The following is a 14,664-nucleotide window of genomic DNA, read 5'->3' as shown; positions in this document are numbered from 1 at the left end:
TGGGGTCATGGGAAGCCAGCTCAGTGTTCACCCTGTCTGCTGATCCAGGTCCGTTGACCCGGGAGTCAGACGTGGGCGCATGGTAACGCCCATGGCGCGAGCCGTCACCAGTCGATCGTCGTCCCCTGGTAATCCAGGTAGAACTGGCCACCCCGGCCGGCGTGGCCTTCGACCTGATCAACCAGGCCCCGGGCGCTGGTTTCCACGTCCAGCGGCGCGGATTCGCCGCCCATGTCGGTGCGTACCCAGCCCGGATGCAGGTTGAGCACGGTGAGGCCGGTTTCGCCCAGTTCGGCGACGAAGCTGCGGGTCAGCGAGTTGAGCGCCGCCTTGCTCGCGCGGTACAGCGCCATGCCGCCGGATTGGTTGCCGGCAACGCTGCCCAGCTCCGAGGTCATGAAGGCCAGCACGCCCTTTTCGGGATTCAGACGCGGCAGCAGGCGCTCGGCCAGGCGCAGCGGGGCGATGGCGTTGACCATGAACAGCTGGCCGACATCGGCAAGGCTGGCGTCGATGGCCGACTGGTGCGGCGGGCCGTAGACACCTGCGTTGATGTAGACGAGGTCGAAGTGCGAGCCGGCCAGGGCCTCGGCGAGGCGGTCCTGGGACGGTGCATCATCGAGCAGCAGGGATTCCACGCGCACCGGCAGCGCGGCCAGCTCACCGGCGTTGGCGGCGTCGCGCACGGTGGCGGTGACGTCCCAGCCACGGTCCAGCAGTTCGCGCACCAGGCCCAGGCCGAGGCCGCGCGAGGCGCCGATGATCAGGGCGGATTTGGCAGTGCTCATGGCGTTCTCCGATACCGTTGCAAAGCCCTCAGCATACCCGCTCAATCTTCCGTGCGCAGGCGGTCCAGGCGTAGCCGGTCGCGCTCGTCGGTGAGCCGCCAGGCGGACAGCCAGACCGCGCCGAGGGCGGTGGCGAAGCCGGCGGCAGTGAGCAGGAACATCAGCAGTATCTGGTAGCGCGCGGCGTCCAGCGGGTCCATGCCGGCGAGTATCTGCCCGGTCATGATGCCGGGCAGGGTGATGATGCCGGCAGCGGCCATCTGGTTCAGCGTCGGGATCAGCCCGGTATACAGCGCCCGGCGCAATACGCCGCCCAGCGCGGTGTAACGGTCGGCGCCCAGTGCCAGGCGCGCCTCGATGGCAGCGCGCTCGCGGGTGACGCTGGCGAAGACCTGGTTCAGCGCCAGGCTCGCGGCGTTCATCGCAGTGCCGAGGATGATGCCCACCAGCGGGATGGCGTGGCGTGGGTCGTACCAGGGTTGCGGGCGCAGGCTGCCGGACAGGGCGAACAGCGCGATGCCGAGGGTGGCGACGCTCAGCGTGCCGCCGCCGATGCCCAGGTGCCAGAAGCCGGCCAGGCGGCGCCGCTGCCGCGAGCCGACCTCGAAGGTGGCAGCCGTGAGCATGCCGGCCACCACCAGGGCGGTCAGCCAGGGCGAGGACAGGGCGAACACCTGGCGCAGGAACAGTCCCACCAGCACCAGCTGCACCACCAGGCGCACGGCGGAGATCAACAGCGTACGCTGCAGACCCAGGCGCAGCGCCCAGGATAGTGCGGCGGCCGCGACGATCAGCAGCGCGGCGAGGGCCAGTTCCGGCAGGCTCAGCTGGAGCGGCGTCATGGGGCGACCTCGTGCAGGCCCTGGTGGTCGAGTTGCAGCCGGATATCCCCCAGGCGCTGTGCCTGTTCTGCGTCGTGGCTGACCACCAGCAGACCGGTGCCCTCTGCCTGCAGGCGCTTTAGCAGCTGTTCGACACCTTCGCGGCTGGCCGGGTCGAGCGCCGCCGTCGGCTCGTCCAGCAGCAGGAAGCGCGGCTTCTGCACGACGGCGCGCAGCAGTGCCAGGCGCTGCCGTTCGCCGCTGGAAAGCTGCAGGACCTGGGCCTGCAGCAGCGCTGCATCGAGATTCACCTGCGGCAGCAAGGGGCGCACGGCATCGAGGTCGGTGAAGTGCGCGGCGACGCTGTCTTCCCACCAGCCGGATTCCGCCGCGACGTAGGTGACCAGGCGCCGCCAGGTACTGGCCGGCAGGCTTTCGCGGCTGACCCCGGCAAGGCTGACCCGGCCCTGGTTCGGGTCGAGGTCGGCGAGCATGCGCAGCAGCAGGCTCTTGCCGATGCCCGACGGCCCGCTGAGCACCGTGCAATGGCCGGGCGCGAGGTCAAGATCGAAGGGACCGCTGAGCGCGCCGCGCAACTCGCGGGCCTGCAACGGGCCGAGGGGAATCTGCGGAGGGTTCATGGGCTTGATCTGCCGGGAGAGTCGCCGGCGAGAATATCAAGGGCGGGTGTCGCGGCAACGTGAAATGCCGGTTCCCGGAACGACAAGGCCCGGCATGAGCCGGGCCTTGTGGATAAAAAGCCCCGGGAGTGTGCGCCGGGGCCTGGGCAAGGAGCCCAATCAGTCGGTGGTGATCTTCGAATGCTTCTGGGTGTCCTTCATGGTCACGTAGACCAGCAGCGAGCAGGCGATGCACGCGGTGACGTACCAGTAGAAGCCGCTCTCCATGCCGATGCTCTTGAACCACAGCGCCACGTACTCGGCGGTGCCGCCGAAGATCGACACGGTCAGCGCGTACGGCAGGCCAACACCCAGGGCGCGGATCTCGGTGGGGAACAGTTCAGCCTTCACCACGGCGTTGATCGAGGTGTAGCCGCTGACGATGATCAGCGCGGCCATGATCAGGAAGAACGCGCCCCACCAGGTGTCGATGGTGTGCAGGGTGCTGAGGATCGGGTAGGTGAAGACCGTGCCCAGCACGCCGAAGGCGATCAGGATCGGGCGCCGGCCGATCTTGTCCGACAGCGCGCCGACCAGGGGTTGCAGCAGCATGAACAGGAACAGGGTGGCCGCCGAGATCATGGTGGAGTCGTTCTTGCTCATCCCCACCGTGTTCACCAGGTACTTCTGCATGTAGGTGGTGTAGGTGTAGAAGGCCAGGGTGCCGCCCATGGTCAGGCCGACCACGGTCAGCACTTCCTTGGGATGACGCATCAGCGCGCGCATCAGGCTTTCCTTGGGCTCTTCTGTCTTCTTGGTGAAGGACTCGGTCTCTTCCATGTTGCGACGCAGGTACATGGCGACGACCGCGCACAGCGCGCCGATGAGGAACGGCACACGCCAGCCCCAGCTTTCCAGCTGCTCGACGGTCAGGGTCTGCTGCAGCACGATCAGCACCGCCAGGGCGATGAGCTGGCCGGAGATCAGGGTGACGTACTGGAAGCTGGAGAAGAAGCCGCGCTGCTCCTTGTTGGCCATCTCGCTCAGGTAGGTGGCCGAGGTGCCGTATTCGCCGCCGACCGACAGGCCCTGCAGCAAGCGCGCGAGCACCAGCAGGATCGGGGCGCCGACGCCGATGGTTTCATAGCTGGGGGTCAGGGCGATGATCAGCGAGCCGAAGCACATCAGCAGGACCGAGGCCAGCAGCGCCGCCTTGCGGCCCTTGCGGTCGGCATAGATACCCATCAGCCAGCCGCCGACCGGGCGCATCAGGAAGCCCACGGCGAAGATCGCGGCGGTGTTCAGCAACTGGGCGGTCATGTCGCCCTGAGGGAAGAACGCCTTGGCGAAGTACAGCGAGAAGGCGGCGTAGACGTACCAGTCGTACCACTCGACCAGGTTGCCGACCGAGCCACTGAAGATCGACTTGATGCGCTGGGAAGTCGTGCGGGGTGCGGCAGAAGCGGAGACGGCGCTTGCGCTATCCATGGGTATTCCTCTTGTCGTTGTTGTCGTCAGGTGCGCGGACTGCGGAACGGCACACCGGCGCGCCGCGAGGGCGGCGCAGTGTCGAGGCGATAGCAGGCAGCGTGCCAAGGCGCGAAGGCCACGCGGCACTAGGCTTTGAAGGTTTCAGAGAGATGTGAGGGCAGGCGAAGCGGCGCCGATTGACGTGGGTGTTGAGCGGAAATCCGCCGACGCGGTCTACCTTTGGCGGAACAGATCCCCCGGCGTAAAGCCGAACAACCCCTTGAACGACGCGATGTACGCCGAGGTGGAGTCGTACCCGCAGTCCAGCGCCGCCGCCGTCACACTGTCGCCGGCCTCCAGCGAACCGAGCGAGGCGAGCAGCCGCTGGCGCTGGCGCCACAGGCGAAAGGTCATTCCGGTCTCGCGCTGGAACAGCCGCGACAGGGTCTTCTCCGAGGTACCGATGCGCTGCGCCCAGTCGCCCAGGGTGTGGCTGTCGGTGGGCTGGTCGATCAGCGCCTGGCACAGCTGCAGCAGCCGGGCCTCCTGCGGCATCGGCAGGGAGAAGGCCACTTCCGGCAGATCGCGCAGCTGGTCCAGCAGCACCTCCACCAGCCGCGATTCGGCGCTGTCGCCCTGGGGATAATCCACCGGCAGCTCGCAGAAGCTCTTGATCAGCTCGCGCGCCAGCGGCGTCACTTCCAGCACCCGGCAGCGGTCCGGCGCCCAGCGGCAGGCGTCATCGCGAATGTACAGGCTGCGCATCTCCGCCTGGGTCGAGGTCACCACTTCGTGATCGAGGAAGGCCGGAATCCAGATCGCCCGCTGCGGCGGCGCGAAGAAGCTGCCCTCGGCCGTATGCACGCCGAGCACGCCGGTGATGGCGAAGGACAGTTGCACCCAGGCGTGGTGGTGCCTGCTGGTCCAGGAGCCTGCGCGCAGCCGCTCGGCGCGCGCGTACACCGGCCGTGGCAGGCGGTCGAGCACCGGGATCAGGCGTTGCAGTTCGGGGGCTTGTCCTTTCATCGGCATATCTTCGCGCAATGTCGCCGGCTGGCAAAGCTCGCAGGCCGAGCCCAAGGCAGTTCGAGGGCAACCGCCCGGCGGCCCGAGGCACTCTGGCAGGTGCCGCGGGCGCCCTTGTCTGGCATTATCCGCGCCCGGAAAACGCAGGGCGTTTCCCACGAGGTGCTGTGTAGATTTCCCACAAGGAAGTTGTATACACAAATTGTATTGATTCGATTCAACACAGATTTGTCATGTATCCAATCTTCCGGCGGGTGATCGCCATTTCTGTGCTTTCAGCGGCACGGTTGCCCCAATATCAGGCGAAGTTGTCCTGTGGGTCAGGAAATAGCCCGCCCCGTCCCCCCTGCGTATGACCTGCCAAAGGACGAGTCCTGCGGGATTCGACATAAAAGTGGAACATCTGGTCAGGATTGGCGCCAATCTTGCTTTTCCTCGCCAGGCCCTGACCGACCGGACAGGTTCCACAAACAATTAAAAACGCAACACGACTGCACTGATTAGGAGCAACGCATGACTCGCACTCTCGCATCCCTGCTGCTCGCCGGCGGGCTGCTCGCAGCCGGGCAGGCCATGGCTGGCGGTGAAGACCTGACCCCGGCGCCGGCTTCCAACGACGGCCCGCTGATCTGGCACAACGAAAGCCTGACCTACCTGTGGGGCAAGAACTTCAAGGTCGACCCGCCGATCCAGCAGACCTTCACCTTCGAGAGCGCGAGCGCCTGGACCTGGGGCGACCTCTGGTTCTTCGTCGACCAGATCAACTACAACGGTAAGGAAAGCGCCACCAACGGCAAGAACACCTACTACGGTGAGTTCAGCCCGCGCCTGTCGTTCGGCAAGATCACCGGCACCGACCTGTCCTTCGGCCCGGTCAAGGACGTGCTGCTGGCCACCACCTACGAGTTCGGCGAAGGCGACGTCGAGTCCTACCTGGTCGGCCCGGGCTTCGACCTGGCGCTGCCGGGCTTCGATTACTTCCAGCTGAACTTCTACTACCGCAAGCCCGACGGCAACCGCGTGCCGTCCGGCGCCTGGCAGATCACCCCGGCCTGGGCCATCACCTTCCCGGTGGGCAACTCCGACATCCTGTTCGATGGCTTCATGGACTGGGTCGTGAACAACAAGGACGCCAGCTCCGGCCGTCGCAACCAGTCGGACTACCACGCCAACCTGCACTTCAACCCGCAGCTCAAGTACGACCTGGGCAAGTCCCTGGGCTACGAGGCCAAGCACCTGTACGTGGGTATCGAGTACGACTACTGGTCCGACAAGTACGGCATCAAGGATTCGCAGTACTTCACCACCGACCAGAACACCGTCAGCGCGCTGGTCAAGTACCACTTCTGATGCTGACAGGGCCCCGCCGCTGCGGCGGGGCCTGCGTTTTCCCCGCAGAAAGTCACGGACGGCCCTTGCTGCCGCCTCCCATGCTGGGTTATCCATGCAACGCCCCCGCTCAATGCACGGATACGCCGCATGACCCTCCAGGTACCCGCCCATACCGCCGCCCAAGGTGAAAAGCCCGCCGGCCGCATTCGCCAGAAGAACGAGGAAGCCATCCTCGCCGCCGCCGAGGAGGAGTTCGCCCGCCACGGCTTCAAGGGCACCAGCATGAACACCATCGCCCAGCGCGTCGGCCTGCCCAAGGCCAACCTGCACTACTACTTCAGCAACAAGCTGGGGCTGTACGTGGCGGTGCTGAGCAACATCCTCGAATTGTGGGACAGCACCTTCAACCACCTCACCGTGGACGATGATCCGGCTGTTGCGCTGGCGACCTACATTCGCGCCAAGATGGAGTTCTCCCGTCGCTACCCGCAGGCCTCGCGGGTGTTCGCCATGGAGATCATCAGCGGCGGCGAGTGCCTTTCCGAGCACTTCAGCCAGGATTACCGCACCTGGTTCGCCGGCCGCGCCGCCGTGTTCCAGGGCTGGGTGGATGCCGGCAAGATGGACCCGGTCGATCCGGTCAACCTGATCTTCCTGATCTGGAGCAGCACCCAGCACTACGCCGACTTCGCTACCCAGATCGGCTTCGTCACCGGCCGCAAGCGCATGTCCAAGCAGGACTTCAGCGACGCCAGCGAAAACCTCATCCGCATCATCCTCAAGGGTTGCGGGCTGACGCCGCCGCCAGCCACCGAATGAGTTTCACCCTCGCCGCTGCCGCCCGTTACGAGGAAGACATCCGCAAGAGCCGCTTCCACTGCGCCGCCGCGCCGATTGCCAGCGAGGCCGAGGCCATGGCCTTCCTCGCCGCGCACCGCGACGCCAGCGCCGGGCACAACTGCTGGGCATGGAAACTGGGCAACCAGTACCGCTTCAGCGACGACGGCGAGCCCGGCGGCACTGCCGGCCGGCCCATGCTGGTGGCCATCGAAGGGCAGGACATGGACCGCGTGGTGGTCGTGGTCAGCCGCTGGTTCGGCGGCATCAAGCTCGGCACCGGCGGCCTGGCCCGAGCCTATGGTGGTTGTGCGGCGAAATGCCTGCAGGACGCCGAGCGCATCGAGTTGGTGCCCAGCAGCCGGCTGGCCTTCGACTGCAGTTTCGCCGAGCACGCGTTGTTCAAGGCGCGGGTGCTGGCACTGGGCGCCAGTGTCGAGGACGAAGCCTTCGGCGCCGAGGGTGTGCACCTGAGCTTGAACCTGCCGACTGCCCAGGTCGCCGCGCTGCAGAAGCTGCTCAGCGACCTCAGTCGCGGTCGCATCCAGGCGCAGTTGCTGGACGCCTGATTCTTCTCCCCAAACACCGTGGAACCGCCTGTGGATAACCTGTGGCAGGACTGCTCTTGCCCACGCCCTTCGCAGCCTGCAGTACGTCGATCATTTTTCGATCAATTGCCCTTCGGTCTGTTGATCAGAATGTGAACAGGCTGTGGAGAAGTTGTGGATTAAATTCGCAGGGAATACCGCCCGGAACCACTGCTGACCATTCGGTGAATTATTCATTGGAGTGATGCAGGGCTTGCGGCGCGTGGGCTCGGGGTTTTCGCGAAGTGAGCGGACGGAGCCTGGCAGGCTGGGGGCAACTCTCTGGACAATCTGTGGGCAACTTGTGGGCAAGCTGACTGGCACACGTCACAACTTGTGCGCTGATCGGCCGTCAGCTGCCGCCAGCTATGGCGAGCAGCCTGCCGCTGCGTCTGGAAAATCTGTGGGTAACTCTGGGGAAAAGGCGCCGGCGCAAGGGCCGGCGCCAGAGCGGCTCAAAGACGGAACTGCGCCATCTGCCGCGCCAGGTCATCGGCCAGGTTGCGCAGCTCGCGGCATTGCTCGCGGCCGTGCTGTACCTCGCGGGTGGTGGCATGGGCCAGATCGGCGATGCCCTGCACGTTGCGGTTGATCTCCTCGGTCACCGCAGACTGTTCCTCGGTGGCCGTGGCGACCTGGTGGTTGATGTCGCTGATGCGCTCCACCTGATCGGCGATGGCGCCCAGTGAGACACCGGCCTGCTCGCTGGCGGCCAGGCTCTGCCCGGTGGTCTGCTGGCTGGCCTGCATCGAGCGCACCGCGGCCTCTGCACCGCCCTTCAGGCGCTGGATGATGGTGAGAATCTCGTCGGTCGAGCCCTGGGTGCGGCTGGCAAGCGTGCGCACCTCATCGGCCACCACGGCGAAGCCGCGGCCCAGCTCACCCGCGCGCGCCGCCTCGATGGCGGCGTTGAGGGCGAGCAGGTTGGTCTGCTCGGAGACGCCACGGATCACCGCCAGCACCTGGTCGATGCTCGCTACCTGTCCGGCCAACTCGCCCACGGCACCGGCCGCTTCGCCGATCTCCCCGGACATGCGCTGGCCGACCTGCAGCGAGCCGCCGACTACCCGCCGTGCTTCGCCGGCTTCCTCGCGCGCCTGCTGCGAGGCGCTGGCGGCCTGCTCGGCGTTGCGGGCAATTTCCTGCACCGTGCTGCCCATTTCGTTCACCGCCGTGGCGACCATGTCGGTCATCTCCTGCTGGCGGCCGGCGCGGTCGGCGGTGTTGTCCACCACCTGCGCCACTTCGCCGACGGTACGCAGCAGTTGCTGGCTGGTGCCCAGTACGGCGCCGATCAACGCGCGCTGGCCTTCGAGGAATCGGTTGAAGCCGCGGGCGAGGTCGCCCAGTTCGTCGGCGCGGCTGTCGTCCAGGCGGCGGGTGAGATCACCACCGCCACCGCCGATCTCCAGCAGCGCGCTGGTGACTTGGCGGATCGGCCGGGCCAGACTGCGCGCCATCAGCACCACCAGCGCCAGGCAGAGCAGGGCGACCACGCCCCCGGCGAGGCCGGAGAAGGCCAGCGCCTCGCGGGCGTCGGCGTAGATTTCCGCTTCCGGCACTTCGCTCACCAGGGTCCAGCCCAGGTCGTGCAGCGGCAGGCTGGCGGCCAGGTAATCCTCGCCGTCGCGCTCGAAGCGGGCGCTGTGGAAGCCCTGCTGGCCGAGCAGCGCGCTGGCGGCGCTGGCGCCGATCAGGTCGCCCAGGCTGCGCCCCTTGGGTAGTGAGGCGTCGGGGTGGATCTGCACCTGGCCGTCATTCTTCACCAGGTACACGCGTCCGGATTGGCCAAAGCGGAAATCGCGGATCAGCGTCGACAGCTCGCGCATCTCCAGGCCCAGCCCGGCGATGCCGAGCAGCTTGCCGTCACGCTCCACGCGCTGGTCGATGAACAGCGCCAGCTCGCCGGTGCTGCCATCGGTGTCGATGTTCCACATGCGCGGCTTGCCGCTGTCGATGAACTGGAAGTACCAGCTGTCCTTCGGCTCGCTGCGGCTCAGCGTGCGCTCCTTGCCCTTGTCGCTGTAGTAGGCGCCGCTGGCGTTGGAGGTGATCAGTGCCGAGAAGGCCTTCTGCGAGGCGCGGATGCCGCCCAGGTAGCGAGTGAATTCGGCCAGTTTCTCCGGGTTTTCGCCGGCGGCCAGCCAGTCCTGCACCAGGGTGTTGTCGGCGATGCCGGCCGCGGCGGTGATGGGGCCGGTGAGGCGTTTTTCGAAGTCGTTGGCAATCGCCTGGATGCTTGCCGGCAACGCCTGTTCGAGCAGGTAGCGCTCACTGAGGCGATTGACCAGCACGGCGTAGAGGCCGAGGACGATGAGCAGGCTGATCAGCAGGGCGGCGCCCATGCTGAGGATGAGCTGGGTCTGGATACTTCGCAGGCGCATTTTCTTGTTTTCCTCCGAACGCACAACGAACGCCCGCCGGGCGGCGGGCGAAGAGACGGGGTTGAAAGGGTATCGGCGGGACGCGGTAAAACTGTTGTCCCGCTGGTCAGGTTTTTGCGCTTTCCGGCTCGTCGCTGCAAGCGCCTTCGCTACAAAGCGCCGCCCACTCGACGCCTTCGCGCGTCTGGCGCGGCGGCGCGTCCTGCTGATAGCGGGCGATGACCTGGGCGGCGACCGAGATGGCCACTTCCAGCGGGCGCTTGCCCGGCACCTCGGCGAGACCGATGGGACAGTGCATCTGCTCGATCACCTCCTGTGGATAACCACGCTGTTCCAGCCTCATCTGGAAGCGCCGGGCCTTGGTGCGCGAGCCGATCATGCCGAGGAAGCCGGCATCGCCGCGCTTGAGCACCGCCTCGGCGATGGCGTAGTCCAGCGGATGGTTGTGGGTCATGACCAGGAAGTAGCTGCCCGGAGGCGCTTCGTGCACGGCGTCTTCCGGCTCCTCCAGCAGGCGCATGCGCACGCCTTCGGGAACGGACTGGGGAAATTCCGCGGCACGGCTGTCCACCCACTCCAGGCGCAGCGGCAAGCCCGCCAGCAGCGGCGCCAGGGCGCGGCCGACGTGGCCGGCGCCGAACAGCACCACTTGCGGCCCGCGTGCGGCGAAGCACTCGAACAGCAAGCTGGCGCGCCCGCCGCAGCATTGGCCCAGCCGCGCGCCGAGGGGGAAGTGCTCCAGTGCCTGGCTGTCCTTGCCGGCCAGCAGCAACTGGCGGGCGTGCTCGATGGCGGCGAACTCCAGATGACCGCCGCCGATGGTGTCGAAGGTCTCCTCGGTGGTGACCAGCATCTTGCAGCCGGACTCGCGCGGCGTGGAGCCCTGCACGCCGATCACGGTGATCAGCACATAGCTCTCGGCGCTGTCGCGCAGGCGGGCGATGGCTTCCATCCAGTTACGGGTCATGCTCTGTTCTCCTGGCGCATCGCCTCACAAGCCCAGAGTACCCGCTCCGGCGTCGCCGGCGTATCCAGGTCGGGGCTCAGGCGGTAATCGGCGAGGCTGGCGATGGCGTCGCGCAGCGCCGACCACACCGAGATTGCCAGCATGAACGGCGGCTCGCCCACGGCCTTGGACAGGTACACGCTGTCCTCCTCGTTGGGGCGGTCGAACAGCGCCACGCGGAAGTCCTCCGGCGCGTCGCTCACCGCCGGGATCTTGTAGGTCGCCGGGCCCACGGTGAGCAGCTTGCCGGCGTCGTCCCAGCGCAGCTCCTCGGTGGTCAGCCAGCCCATGCCCTGGACGAAGCCGCCCTCGATCTGGCCGATGTCGATGGCCGGGTTCACGCTGCGCCCGACGTCGTGGAGGATGTCCACCCGCTGCACGCGGTATTCGCCGGTCAGCGTGTCCACCTCCACCTCGGACACCGCTGCGCCATAGGCGAAGTAGAAGAACGGGTGGCCCTGGCCCTTCTCGCGGTCGTAGAAGATTTTCGGCGTGCGGTAGAAGCCGGTGGCGGAGAGCTGGACGCGGGCGAAGTAGGCGGCCTGGATGACTTCGGTGAAGCCCAGGTGCTGCGCTCCGACCGTCACGCCACCGTGTTCGAAGCGTATCTCCTGCGGCTTCACCCCATCGCGTTCGGCGAGGAAGTCGACCAGCCGTTTCTTCAGCGTGCGCGCGGCATCGCGGGCGGCCATGCCGTTCAGGTCGGTGCCGCTGGAGGCCGCGGTGGGCGAGGTGTTGGGCACCTTGTCGGTACGAGTCGCGGTGATCACCACGCGCTCCAGCGGCACCTGGAGTTCCTCGGCGACGATCTGCGCGACCTTGATGTTCAGGCCCTGGCCCATCTCGGTGCCGCCGTGGTTCAGCTGGATGCTGCCGTCGGTGTAGAGGTGGACCAGCGCACCGGCCTGGTTGAGGTGCTGGGCAGTGAAGGAAATGCCGAACTTCACCGGCGTCAGTGCCAGGCCCTTCTTCAGCACCGGGCTGCGCGCATTGAAGTCGCGAATGGCCAAGCGGCGTGCGGTGTAGTCGCTGCTCTGCTCCAGCCGCGCGATCAGCTCGCCCAGCAGGTTGTGCTCGACCTTCTGGTGGTAGGGCGTCAGTTCTCGCCCCATTCCGCCGTAGAGGTTGAGCTTGCGCACCTCCAGCGGGTCCTTGCCGACCGCTCGGGCGATATCGTCCATGGCGCGCTCGATGATCATCATTCCCTGTGGCCCGCCGAAGCCGCGGAAGGCCGTGTGCGAGACGATGTTGGTGAAACTGCGGTAGCCGGAGATCGCCACGTCGGGGATGAAGTAGGCGTTGTCGGCATGGAACATCGCGCGGTCGACGATGGCGTCGGAGAGGTCCGGCGAATGGCCGCAATCGCCGACCACTTCGAGCTGCGCGGCGAGCAGCCGGCCGTCGTCGTCGAAGCCGATGCGGTAGCGGTTGTGGAAGGGGTGGCGCTTGCCGGTCAGGCGCATGTCGTCGGCGCGCGGCAGGCGCAGCTTCACCGCGCGGCCGGTCTTGTGCGCGAGCAATGCGGCGAGGCAGGCGAAGGGTGCGGCCTGGGTTTCCTTGCCGCCGAAGCCGCCGCCCATGCGCCGCACTTCCACGGTGACCATCGCCAGCGGGATCGCCAGCACCTCGGCGACCAGCTTCTGCACTTCGCTCGGGTGCTGGCTGGAGGTATGCACCAGCATGCTGCCGTCATCACCGGGCAGAGCCAGCGAGGCCTGGCCTTCGAGGTAGAAATGCTCCTGGCCGCCGATGAACTGGGCCGCTTCCAGCACTTGCGGAGCGCGCCCCAGAGCTGCCTGCACATCGCCCCGACGCATGTGGTGCGGTGGGCGCACGAAGCGCTCCTCGGCCTTGGCTCGCAGCGGGTCGATCAGCGGGTCTTCCTTCGCGTATTCCACTTTCGCCAGGCGCACCGCGCGGCGCGCCTGGAGCAGGCTTTGCGCGGCAACGGCGAACAGCGCCTGGCCGTGATACTTAACCCGCTCGCCCGCCAGCAGCGGGTCGCCGGGGAACACCGGGCCGATGTCTGTGTGGCCGGGCACGTCGTCCAATGTCAGAACCGCCACAACGCCAGGGGCGCTGCGCACGGCGTCGAGGTCGAGGGAGAGCACCGCGCCGCAGGCGATTTCAGTCAGGCCGACGGCGGCGTGCAGCAGGTCGCGCGGTTCCTTCAGGTCGTCCACGTAGCGCGCGGCACCGCTCACGTGCAGCGCAGCGCTGTCGTGCTCGCGGGGCTTGCCCGCGCTGTGGATGGCGACCGCGACGCCATTGCTAGCCAGCGGTGGCAGGCTACGCATGACGCACCTCCGCAGGGCTTGGGGTCCATTCCAGTAGTGCGCGCTGCAACAGGTTCTGCGCCACCTTCAGGCGATAGCCGGCGCTGGCGCGCAGGTCGTCGATGGGCTGGAAATCCGCCGGGATAGCCGCTTGTGCGGCGGCCACGGCTGCGGCGTCGAAAGGCCGGCCGCGCAGGGCTGCTTCGGTCTTTGCGCCGCGCAGTGGCGTGGCGGCCATGCCGCCGCAGGCGAGGCGCGCGGCGGTGACGATGCCGGCCTCGTCGAAGTCCAGGCGCAGGGCCAGGCACACGGCGGAGATGTCGTCGTCGCGGCGCTTGGAGACCTTGTCGACGCGGAAGCGCTGGTGCCTGCGCAGACGCGGGATCAGCACCGCTTCGATGTACTCGCCGGGCTGCAGAACTGTCTTGCGGTAACCGGTGAAGAAGCCGTCGATGGCGACCTCGCGCGTCGCTCCCGCCTTGCGCAGGCGCAGGCGAGCATCCAGCGCCAGCAGCACCGGCGGCATGTCGCCGATGGGCGAGGCGTTGGCGATGTTGCCGCCCAGTGAGCCGCGTTGGCGGATCTGTAGCGAGCCCAGGCGTTCCAGCAGGGCGACGACACCGGGGAATTCCTCCAGCGCCTCCAGGCAATCGGCATAGGGCCGCGCGGCGCCGATCAGCACGTGGTCGTCGTGGACCTCCAGGCGCTGCAGCTCGCTCATCCGGTCGAGGTGGATCAGTGCCGGGAAGGCCTTGAGGTTCTGCGTGGCTTCCAGCGCCAGGTCGGTGCCGCCGGCGATCAGCCGTGCCTGCGGATGGTGCTGCAGCAGCTCGTCGAGTTCGCCGAGCGAGGTGGGCAGCCAGGCCTGCGCTTCACCCTCGTGCAGGCTCCCGGTTGTGGATATCTCCTGCAGGCGGGCGAGGGTCAGCGCCGTGTCCTGCTGGAAGGCGTCGAGGCACGGTTGGCCGGCGATCTGCATGGCGGCATCGAGGATCGGCCGGTAGCCGGTGCAACGGCACAGGTTGCCGGACAGCGCGGTCAGCGCCGTCTCGCGGTCGTGCGGCTGCGCTGAGTGCTGCCAGGCGAACAGCGACATGACGATGCCCGGCGTACAGAAGCCGCACTGCGAGCCGTGGCAGTCCACCATCGCCTGCTGCACTGGGTGCAGCGCGTCGGGGGTGCCGAGGTGTTCCACTGTCAGCACCTGGCGGCCATGGACCGCGCCGAGCAGCGTGATGCAGGCATTCACCGCGCGATAGCGCAGCGTGTCGCCCTCGGCTTCGGCGAGCACCACGGTGCAGGCGCCGCAATCGCCGGAGGCGCAGCCCTCCTTGGTGCCGGTACGCCCCAGATGGGTGCGCAGGTAGTCGAGCAGGCTCGTTTCCGGTGCCAGGCCGTCGGCCCGGACGCGTTCTTCGCCGAGCAGGAATTCGATCATGGGGAGTCCTCGTCGTCAGGCGAGGCGGGCCGGTGCGCAAGGCTCTCGGGCGCCTCGTCAAAGCTGTCCGCATGGTCAG

General features: G+C 67.2%; 12 protein-coding genes. 3 read left to right on the top strand and 9 right to left on the bottom strand.

The features are described 5' to 3' along the window. Positions 1–104 precede the first annotated feature (104 nt). The 5 genes from QO207_RS01150 to QO207_RS01130 form a co-directional block, all read right to left on the bottom strand. Entirely contained in the window at positions 105–788 is a 684-nt protein-coding gene (locus tag QO207_RS01150) for an SDR family oxidoreductase (protein WP_301478930.1), read from the bottom strand. Between the two features lie 41 nt (positions 789–829). After that, positions 830–1,630: an iron export ABC transporter permease subunit FetB gene (fetB, locus tag QO207_RS01145; protein ID WP_301478929.1), complete on the bottom strand. Its 801-nt coding sequence runs from the start codon at positions 1,628–1,630 to the stop codon at positions 830–832. Next, positions 1,627–2,250, bottom strand: coding sequence for an ATP-binding cassette domain-containing protein (locus QO207_RS01140; protein WP_301478928.1), 624 nt, complete (start codon positions 2,248–2,250; stop codon positions 1,627–1,629). Before QO207_RS01140 ends, fetB begins: the two co-directional genes overlap by 4 nt. 159 nt (positions 2,251–2,409) lie before the next feature. Then, entirely contained in the window at positions 2,410–3,717 is a 1,308-nt protein-coding gene (locus QO207_RS01135) for an MFS transporter (RefSeq protein WP_301478927.1), read from the bottom strand. 216 nt (positions 3,718–3,933) lie between these two features. Further along, on the bottom strand, positions 3,934–4,731 hold the full coding sequence (locus tag QO207_RS01130; RefSeq protein ID WP_301478926.1) for a helix-turn-helix transcriptional regulator: 798 nt from the start codon (positions 4,729–4,731) through the stop codon (positions 3,934–3,936). A gap of 507 nt (positions 4,732–5,238) precedes the next feature. Here QO207_RS01130 and QO207_RS01125 point away from each other — a divergent pair. The 3 genes from QO207_RS01125 to QO207_RS01115 all read left to right on the top strand — a co-directional run bounded on the left by QO207_RS01125 (position 5,239) and on the right by QO207_RS01115 (position 7,463). Next, on the top strand, positions 5,239–6,075 hold the full coding sequence (locus QO207_RS01125; RefSeq protein ID WP_301478925.1) for an outer membrane protein OmpK: 837 nt from the start codon (positions 5,239–5,241) through the stop codon (positions 6,073–6,075). A gap of 129 nt (positions 6,076–6,204) precedes the next feature. Then, positions 6,205–6,876: a TetR/AcrR family transcriptional regulator gene (locus tag QO207_RS01120; protein WP_301478924.1), complete on the top strand. Its 672-nt coding sequence runs from the start codon at positions 6,205–6,207 to the stop codon at positions 6,874–6,876. Then, on the top strand, positions 6,873–7,463 hold the full coding sequence (locus QO207_RS01115; RefSeq protein WP_301478923.1) for a YigZ family protein: 591 nt from the start codon (positions 6,873–6,875) through the stop codon (positions 7,461–7,463). Before QO207_RS01120 ends, QO207_RS01115 begins: the two co-directional genes overlap by 4 nt. A gap of 473 nt (positions 7,464–7,936) precedes the next feature. Here QO207_RS01115 and QO207_RS01110 read toward each other — a convergent pair whose 3' ends face one another. From QO207_RS01110 to xdhA, 4 genes are all read right to left on the bottom strand, one after another. Further along, a complete protein-coding gene (locus QO207_RS01110; RefSeq protein ID WP_301478922.1) occupies positions 7,937–9,865 on the bottom strand; it encodes a methyl-accepting chemotaxis protein in 1,929 nt (642 codons plus the stop codon). A gap of 106 nt (positions 9,866–9,971) precedes the next feature. After that, the gene (gene xdhC, locus QO207_RS01105) at positions 9,972–10,832 is read right to left on the bottom strand and encodes a xanthine dehydrogenase accessory protein XdhC (protein WP_301478921.1); all 861 of its coding nucleotides are present in this window, start codon (positions 10,830–10,832) and stop codon (positions 9,972–9,974) included. After that, positions 10,829–13,168 carry a xanthine dehydrogenase molybdopterin binding subunit gene (xdhB, locus tag QO207_RS01100; protein ID WP_301478920.1) on the bottom strand — a complete coding sequence of 780 codons (2,340 nt, stop codon included), beginning with the start codon at positions 13,166–13,168 and terminating at the stop codon, positions 10,829–10,831. Before xdhB ends, xdhC begins: the two co-directional genes overlap by 4 nt. Continuing rightward, positions 13,161–14,585, bottom strand: coding sequence for a xanthine dehydrogenase small subunit (xdhA, locus tag QO207_RS01095; RefSeq protein WP_301478919.1), 1,425 nt, complete (start codon positions 14,583–14,585; stop codon positions 13,161–13,163). Before xdhA ends, xdhB begins: the two co-directional genes overlap by 8 nt. Between the last annotated feature and the right edge of the window lie 79 nt (positions 14,586–14,664).

Origin of the sequence: Pseudomonas sp. CAN1 (genome assembly GCF_030462585.1) — a bacterium.
In the GTDB taxonomy this organism is placed as follows: domain Bacteria; phylum Pseudomonadota; class Gammaproteobacteria; order Pseudomonadales; family Pseudomonadaceae; genus Pseudomonas.
The sequence above is the reverse complement of the archived record's forward strand: the minus strand, read 5'-3'. Positions and strand labels throughout refer to the sequence as shown.

Bases quoted from the DNA above. Each gene is read 5' to 3' on its own strand.
- QO207_RS01110 (WP_301478922.1), bottom strand. From the start codon at position 9,865: ATGCGCCTGCGAAGTATCCAGACCCAGCTCATCCTCAGCATGGGCGCC.
- xdhC (WP_301478921.1), bottom strand. From the start codon at position 10,832: ATGACCCGTAACTGGATGGAAGCCATCGCCCGCCTGCGCGACAGCGCC.
- fetB (WP_301478929.1), bottom strand. From the start codon at position 1,630: ATGACGCCGCTCCAGCTGAGCCTGCCGGAACTGGCCCTCGCCGCGCTG.
- QO207_RS01140 (WP_301478928.1), bottom strand. From the start codon at position 2,250: ATGAACCCTCCGCAGATTCCCCTCGGCCCGTTGCAGGCCCGCGAGTTG.
- QO207_RS01120 (WP_301478924.1), top strand. From the start codon at position 6,205: ATGACCCTCCAGGTACCCGCCCATACCGCCGCCCAAGGTGAAAAGCCC.
- xdhA (WP_301478919.1), bottom strand. From the start codon at position 14,585: ATGATCGAATTCCTGCTCGGCGAAGAACGCGTCCGGGCCGACGGCCTG.
- QO207_RS01130 (WP_301478926.1), bottom strand. From the start codon at position 4,731: ATGCCGATGAAAGGACAAGCCCCCGAACTGCAACGCCTGATCCCGGTG.
- QO207_RS01115 (WP_301478923.1), top strand. From the start codon at position 6,873: ATGAGTTTCACCCTCGCCGCTGCCGCCCGTTACGAGGAAGACATCCGC.
- QO207_RS01125 (WP_301478925.1), top strand. From the start codon at position 5,239: ATGACTCGCACTCTCGCATCCCTGCTGCTCGCCGGCGGGCTGCTCGCA.
- QO207_RS01150 (WP_301478930.1), bottom strand. From the start codon at position 788: ATGAGCACTGCCAAATCCGCCCTGATCATCGGCGCCTCGCGCGGCCTC.
- QO207_RS01135 (WP_301478927.1), bottom strand. From the start codon at position 3,717: ATGGATAGCGCAAGCGCCGTCTCCGCTTCTGCCGCACCCCGCACGACT.
- xdhB (WP_301478920.1), bottom strand. From the start codon at position 13,168: ATGCGTAGCCTGCCACCGCTGGCTAGCAATGGCGTCGCGGTCGCCATC.